The organism is Endozoicomonas sp. Z74, from assembly GCF_057680865.1.
In genome coordinates, this window is the sequence record NZ_JBLYZI010000170.1 from 1 (window position 1) to 6,554 (window position 6,554).

General features: G+C 51.0%; 4 protein-coding genes and 1 pseudogene. 3 read left to right on the forward strand and 2 right to left on the reverse strand.

Translation table 11 applies throughout. The features are described from left to right. Positions 1 to 159: 159 nt before the first annotated feature. Positions 160 to 978: a LysR family transcriptional regulator gene (locus ACNRUY_RS25420; protein WP_488114467.1), complete on the forward strand. Its 819-nt coding sequence runs from the start codon at positions 160 to 162 to the stop codon at positions 976 to 978. Between the two features lie 254 nt (positions 979 to 1,232). Here the strand turns inward: ACNRUY_RS25420 and ACNRUY_RS25425 are convergent, their stop codons facing one another. Further along, a complete protein-coding gene (locus ACNRUY_RS25425) occupies positions 1,233 to 2,615 on the reverse strand; it encodes an MBL fold metallo-hydrolase (RefSeq protein ID WP_488114468.1) in 1,383 nt (460 codons plus the stop codon). Positions 2,616 to 2,815: 200 nt separating this feature from the next. Here ACNRUY_RS25425 and ACNRUY_RS25430 point away from each other — a divergent pair, with 200 nt between their 5' ends. Both ACNRUY_RS25430 and ACNRUY_RS25435 read left to right on the forward strand, forming a co-directional pair. Further along, positions 2,816 to 3,484, forward strand: a complete 669-nt coding sequence (locus ACNRUY_RS25430; protein ID WP_488114469.1) for a TetR/AcrR family transcriptional regulator — start codon at positions 2,816 to 2,818, stop codon at positions 3,482 to 3,484. A 137-nt stretch (positions 3,485 to 3,621) separates the two neighbouring features. Beyond that, positions 3,622 to 5,631, forward strand: a complete 2,010-nt coding sequence (locus tag ACNRUY_RS25435; protein ID WP_488114470.1) for a PQQ-binding-like beta-propeller repeat protein — start codon at positions 3,622 to 3,624, stop codon at positions 5,629 to 5,631. A 111-nt stretch (positions 5,632 to 5,742) separates the two neighbouring features. Here ACNRUY_RS25435 and ACNRUY_RS25440 read toward each other — a convergent pair. Continuing rightward, a pseudogene (locus ACNRUY_RS25440) lies at positions 5,743 to 6,276 on the reverse strand (inner membrane CreD family protein); the annotation flags it as partial. Positions 6,277 to 6,554 lie beyond the last annotated feature (278 nt).

Consider the following 6,554-nt stretch of genomic DNA (forward strand, 5'->3'; position numbering starts at 1 on the left):
GTCCGGGATCAGAGGCCTTGCCTGGTAACATGTCTTTGATCCGATCCCATTGATCATCTTTGAGTACTGTGCGAGCCATAGCAAACCAAATTCACATACTTTAGCTCACTATCAGCTGCCTTTCCGGTCTGGTTTCCAGCAATATGATTGAACGGTTAGATGATAACGCCGCCTAAGTCCAACATCAGCCGGAAGGTGAGTCGGTTGGAAGAAGCCCTTAACGCAAGGTTGCTGGAAAGAAGCACCCGGTCGCTTCGGCTGACGGAGGTGGGGCAGGCGATCTATGAGCACAGCAAGCGCATCCATGAAGAGACGCTCAGTGCCCGGCAGTGTGTGGAATCATTAACCGTGGTTCCCCAGGGGTTGCTCAGAGTCTGTGCATCGGTGACGGTAGGGCAGTCGATCATTGCTCCCGGCCTGGCGGAGCTGAAGTCACTGTATCCGGATATTGACATTGAACTGAGTCTGATCAATCGCCGTGTCGACTTGATTGAAGAGGGGTATGACCTAGCGATCCGTGTAGGGGCAACCAGTGATTCTACCCTTGTTGCACGACGTCTGTTTACCACATCGCTCCATTTATACGCCAGCCCTGAGTATTGCCAAAGGGCTCTGGAGGTACAACAACCGGAAGCGTTAATTGACCATGCCTGCCTTTATATGAATGCGGCCAGCCAGGCAAAGCGCTGGGAGCTGGAGTGCGGTGGTGAGCAGCGGGTGATTCAGCTCAGACCAGCCATGGTGTGTGATGACTTTCAGGTGTTGCTTCAGGCCTGTGCAGATGGAGCAGGTATCTGTCTGCTGCCCGATTATTTGTGCCGCGAAGCCCTGGTAAAGGGAGGGCTGGTCAGAGTGCTGCCAGCCTGGTCGGGAAAGTCAGTGGACGTGTTTGCCCTTTATCCAGGCCGGAAAAGTGTCACCCCCAAACTCCGGGCGGTGATCGACTTTTTTATAGAGCGGCTGGGTGGGCAGGGATGATTCCCCCAGACATTAACTGACCCCTGGCAAAGCTGTAGGCTTATCTGGTGAGGCCTTCAAAGGAATTTTGTTGTGCTTGAAGATACGGGTCAAAGCCCTGGTTCTTGGCAAAAACTCTGAGGGGAGCTTTCTGGCTGTTGCCCTCACCCAAACCCTCTCCCAGAGGGAGAGGGTTTTGAAAGTTTGCACCGGCAAACCCCCCTCTCCCTTTGGGAGAGGGCTGGGGTGAGGGAATTTTATGATTGATTAGCCTTTCAGAGGCTTGCTCTGGTTTTTCGAATCAGCTCTTTCAGAAAAATGGTCTCATAATGGTTGGTGTCGTTTGCCCGGTCTTTCATGGTGGTGAGCACTGACAGCTTTAACTGATGGTTTGCGGCGTTGTCCGGTTCGGCTCTTTCCACCATTTCGATGTAGTACAGAGCTTGTTCCAGCTGGCCTTGTTCCAGCCTGGCTTTGGCTGCCTCCATCAATACCTGGCTGCCACCCGCAAGCTCCACCAGCTCTGGATAAGTGTCCGATAATGGCACGTCATACATCTCATTGGCGCTTTTCATGTAGAACCAGCCGGTGTAGGCCTCCCAGATGCTTTTTACGCCCCAGGATACTTTGCCATGGGCTTCGAAGAGGTAAAGATCCTCTGGCAGTTTGATTTCCCGCATCAGGGTATACACATCTTTACCGTCGTTCATTCCTTCAATAACGGCGTTGTCGACATATTCAACGGCATCCCGGGTACGGGTAATCGTTTCCCGGATAAACTCCTTACCTTTGATGGGGTAGAAATGGCTGGGGATCAGCATTTCCGGTTCCAGTTCCAGCATGAGGTTCAGGGAGGCAATATAGGGGCGGGCAAACCGGGCACGCTCACCCCGGATGGTGGTCAGGTTAGGCCACATGCCAAACATATGACCAAAGACATCGCCGGTAAACAGGATTTTCCGTTTTGGCATCCAGAGGGAAATATTGTCATTTCCTTCCGCACCTGGCGTGTGGTAAACGACAAAGTCTTCTCCACCAACGGTAAACTGGTAGGGCTCCCGGTCAATGACAATGGTGGGTTCTGCGATGGGATAAAATTTGCGAACCAGCTTGAGCGTCGGGCCTGCAAAGTCCGGCACATCATTGGGGTAAAACAGTTTGTTCCGCGGCATCAGGTAGGGCACCAGGTCCTTCAGGTACTGCTGGTTATCCAGAAATTCCCGTTGAACAATGATCTCGGTATCGTCATTGGCGAAGTCTTTCGTGCCGCCGTAGTGATCCCCATGGGCATGGGTCAGGATAATATGACTGACCGGGTTTGTGCTGACCCGGTCCAGTTTCTTCTTGTGTTGATTGCCTTTGAAAGGCAAGGGCGGCAGTCCGGTGTCGATCACTACGTTGCCCTCATCGGTCACCACCATAGCAACATTGGAGGTGCCCCGGGTCTGGTAAATGCCGTCAGCGATCTCAATGGCGTCGGGGTATTCTCTGCCAAACACTTCCAGGTCACGGGTTTTTGGTTGCCAGTCGTGGGGCTGGAATAGGGGCTCCTGCTTTTGAGCTGAGGCAGTATGGGATACTTCGGGAGTTTCTTCCCTGCCACAGCCCGCCAAAGCTATGGAAAGGATCAGAAGGGTCCATCGGGCTGGTTTGAACATCTTATTATTCTCATCATCGATCGTGTGTCACCGCAGGTATTTCAGAAGACCGCGGCTTTGGGTATATCCTGCACAAACTTAAGATTTAAGACTTAAGTCTTAACAAAGGGTATAAAATGAGATAAGGTAAGGCAACCCGAAGACGGTGTTTTAAGGGTAAAATCCTGCTTTTCATACCGGTGTGATACAGGGGTTTATGCATGAGGCAGGATACAGCAGCCACCAAGGCAAAAATAATGGCGGTGGCGGAAGAGCTGTTCGCCCGTAAGGGGATTGAGAACGTTACCCTGGCGGAAATCAATCAGCAGTCCGGTCAGAAAAATCGTTCAGCCCTGCAATACCACTTTGGCGGAAAAAAAGAACTGATTGGCGCCATCATGGACAGGCATCTGGGTGAGATTAATGAAGAGCGCAACCGGATGCTGGACCAGATGCAGGCGAATGGGACGATTAATACACGAACAGTGTCTGAGGCTATTGTGGTGCCCCTGGCTAATCGGCTGAATGCCCCTGGTGGACTCAGTTACATCCGGATCACCGCCCAACTGTTTGGTAACCGGGATTTTCCCTACCTGCACCAGGAAGACCTGGTGACCAATGTGGCCTCCCAGAGGGTCTGGTCATTTATCCGGCAGGCGGGGGTTGAGTTTCCGGTGGCATTGCAGTTCACCCGGATTATTTTGATGCTGTCTACGTTGTTTCAGGGGCTATCCAATTATGCACAAATCTGCACATCGGATCGAAAAGCGCCAGAAGGTGTGAGTCATGAATTGTTTATTCTTGACCTGATTGACAGCATTCAGGCACTGCTGGAAAAACAGCCATCCCGGGCAACGCTGGAACAGTTGCAGGTGGCTGTGGATGGATGAACCTTTCTTTAAAAAGCGTGATAAGAGCAAAACACTTAAGTTCAAAGGGATAACTTAAGCGGGCAGTGGTGGTGCTTATTACTACTACTGTTCACAACAGGGAACTATAAAAATAGACCCAAGTAGTAATAAAAATCATGAAAAAGAAGTTGTTGGCTACTGCTGTATTATTCGCATCCACCTCTGCCCTGGCCACTGCGGCGGTTTCGGAAAACGGGATTAAGGAAACCCCAAGGTCCGGGGTTTACGCTGATACCGAATGGGCTACTGCCCATGGAGGTCCCCGCAATGATGATTACATCCCTTCGATTAAGGAGTTGCCCAGATACTATGGCCCCCATGCTGAAGTGTTAAAAGGGGCTGCTGTTCTGCTGGGTCCGACCCGTGGCCCCAATGGTCATTTCTATGCGACCACTGCCCTGGATAAGGGGCATTCCAATATGACCGCCTTCGATGCCAGCGGGAAGATTATCTGGCAGACCCCGCCCTGGCAGAGTGAGGATGATTTTGATGCCGGCGGTGTGATCGCCGCACCCATCGTGGATAATTCCGGGGACATCTATATCAGTGACGCCAATCAGATGTGGGCATTCCATCCGAATGGCCGGGTTAAATGGGTTACGGAGTTGCCTGATCCGGTTAAGGGCTACAGCGATATTTTTGATGAGCTGAATCTGCCCGTTAAACCCAATACCATTGGCAACGCCTTCTTCACTCTGCCGGTGAAAGGGGATGAAAGTACAGCCTATGTGGGGGGCATCACCATTTACGGCGATATACTGATTTTTGACCGCCAGACCGGCACGATTGTGGCCGGACCCGTGAATATGCCCGGTGATTTTGAACCACACCTGCATACCCCTGCACCGGGAATGTTTGCGGAACCCTTTGTTGCCAAAGGTTGGGGCGCGTTGATAGAGACTTATTTCCAGGGTGGGGTGGAGTCAGCTAATGTGCCTGCGGTTAACCCGAAAGATGGTCGCATTTTTGCCACGGGTGTTTCCAGTAAAAACCCGGGTCAGGGTGCCATTCATGGTTTTGAATTCGACCCGGAGACCAAAAAGATCAATTTTGTCTATGAGGCCCAGATCGGTCCGGGCAGTGGCTCCAGCCCGGCCATTTCCAGCAACTACCGGTATATTTACGCCAGCGATGATACGGGCACCCTGTTCAAGTTCAGGACCGATGATGATTCAACACCGATCTGGAGCACAAATGTATCCAGCCAGCCTGCGTCTGCATCGGTGGGTGGACCGGGTGATGACAAAATCTATGTATACGACGACCGTTATGTTTATGCCCTGAACCACCGGGATGCCAGCATTGCCTGGACCGTGGATTTTCAAAAGATTGCGGGAGAGTTGTTGCCTGAAGGGCCCATCAGTGATCCCACCATTTGTGGTTACAGTGGTTTTCATAACGGTATTGTCGTGACCATTCCCGGTCAGGCATTGCTGACGGCTTCCCTGGGTTATAAATGGTCCCCAACAGGCGCCTGCGTTGCTGATTCCGGCAGTGGCAGTGAAACCTATGCGGGAGGGGACAATCCGCTGGTGCCGGTGGGAGTGATGCAGGGCGTCTGGGCTGTGGACACCAAAACCGGTGAAATCCTGAGAGACGGTGAGCGTATCCCGGCCCAGGACGGTAACGAAGCCTTTACGGTACCGACCCGGGAGGGTTATCTGCTGATGGACCGGGGTGTAATGAGCTCCGGACTGAACAGCTTTTTCTATCCCTACATTGAGAGCAAGTTCCCGGACGACTTCAAACCCCTGTTGCCCATTGGTGGTGTTGAAATTCTGGCAGGCCAGGACGATATACTGATCACCGGGCTCGGTGGCAAGGTCTGGTTTGATGAGGCATTTGAAGATGGAAAGTCCAGTCTGACCCTGTCAGAAAAGGGCAGGAAGCGCTTACAGTTGAAGGGGGAGGCCAGAGGAAAGGCGGATACGGTTTACAAGGTATCCCTGAAATCGGGTCGCCATGGCTGGGGAGTAGATGGTCATATTGAGGTGAAGCAGGGCAGAAAAACCCTCCACAAAATTGATGTCACCCATGGCTCGTTTAATGACCGGAGTGCCCAGGGAACCGGGTTTGATAAAAGGACCGGAAGAACGGTGAAATGGTATGTCTCGGACTGGCGGTAAGTAAGCGCGAAATTAACGATTATTGTCGTTGATTGAAGTATACCTCCCGGTGCTGGCAGGCATTGCTGGCTACCGGGCGGTTTTAAGAAGCCGGGAAATGATCCCCGGTTGCTAGGTTTCCTTGGCTTTTTGTTCTGAACTGCTTTCACTGATCTGATACCAGTCAATCTTTCTTGTGATAAACATGATGACAGCAAGCCCAGTAAATAGTCCGATGCTGCCAATCAGCAGTGCAACATCTTCCAGCTGCATCAGGATATACAGATAGGTGTATAAAATTGCGAGCAGGCCCATTATTACCAGGGATAGACGACTCTGATTGAATATGCTTCGGGTATACAGGCCTATCAGAAGAACCGTCGCGACACTGGAAATGAGATAAGATATGTCAAAGTTGGTATGCTCTGAAATAGAAAGCAGTAATATATAGAAAATACTGATGGCTAACCCCACCAGTAAATACTGGAATGGGTGAATTTTATTGCCATTGAGTAACTCAACACAAAAGAAAGCGGCAAAGGTGAATACCACAAACAGCAATGCATACTTGATGGCCCGGGTGGATTTTTTATATAAATCCGAAGCAATATACAGGTGGACACCAAAAGCGGATGAACTTACCTGGTGTTCAGACCCATCCCAGGATTGAGGTGCATTAGTTCAGATCTGATCTGACAATTCCCTCTTCAAAAAAGGGAAGGGTTACCGATTTAGATAGAGGGTGAAATCACTGAAATCTAAATCGTAAAAAGGTAACCCTTATGATTCATACTAAGGAAGGTGCGATTAAGTCCCTAGCCATGAGATAATACTCCCATCGCTTCCAGCTTGAGTTTCTGTCCATGAGCCAGCTTAGTTTCGCAGACAGTGAGTTTGTCCATAAACGCAGAACCACCCGCAAAGAGCGCTTTCTGGCAAAAATG

What these genes read in the sequence shown, in the direction of transcription:
- ACNRUY_RS25435 (WP_488114470.1), top strand. Translation starts at nt 3,622, where the DNA reads ATGAAAAAGAAGTTGTTGGCTACTGCTGTATTATTCGCATCCACCTCT.
- ACNRUY_RS25425 (WP_488114468.1), bottom strand. Translation starts at nt 2,615, where the DNA reads ATGTTCAAACCAGCCCGATGGACCCTTCTGATCCTTTCCATAGCTTTG.
- ACNRUY_RS25420 (WP_488114467.1), top strand. Translation starts at nt 160, where the DNA reads ATGATAACGCCGCCTAAGTCCAACATCAGCCGGAAGGTGAGTCGGTTG.
- ACNRUY_RS25430 (WP_488114469.1), top strand. Translation starts at nt 2,816, where the DNA reads ATGAGGCAGGATACAGCAGCCACCAAGGCAAAAATAATGGCGGTGGCG.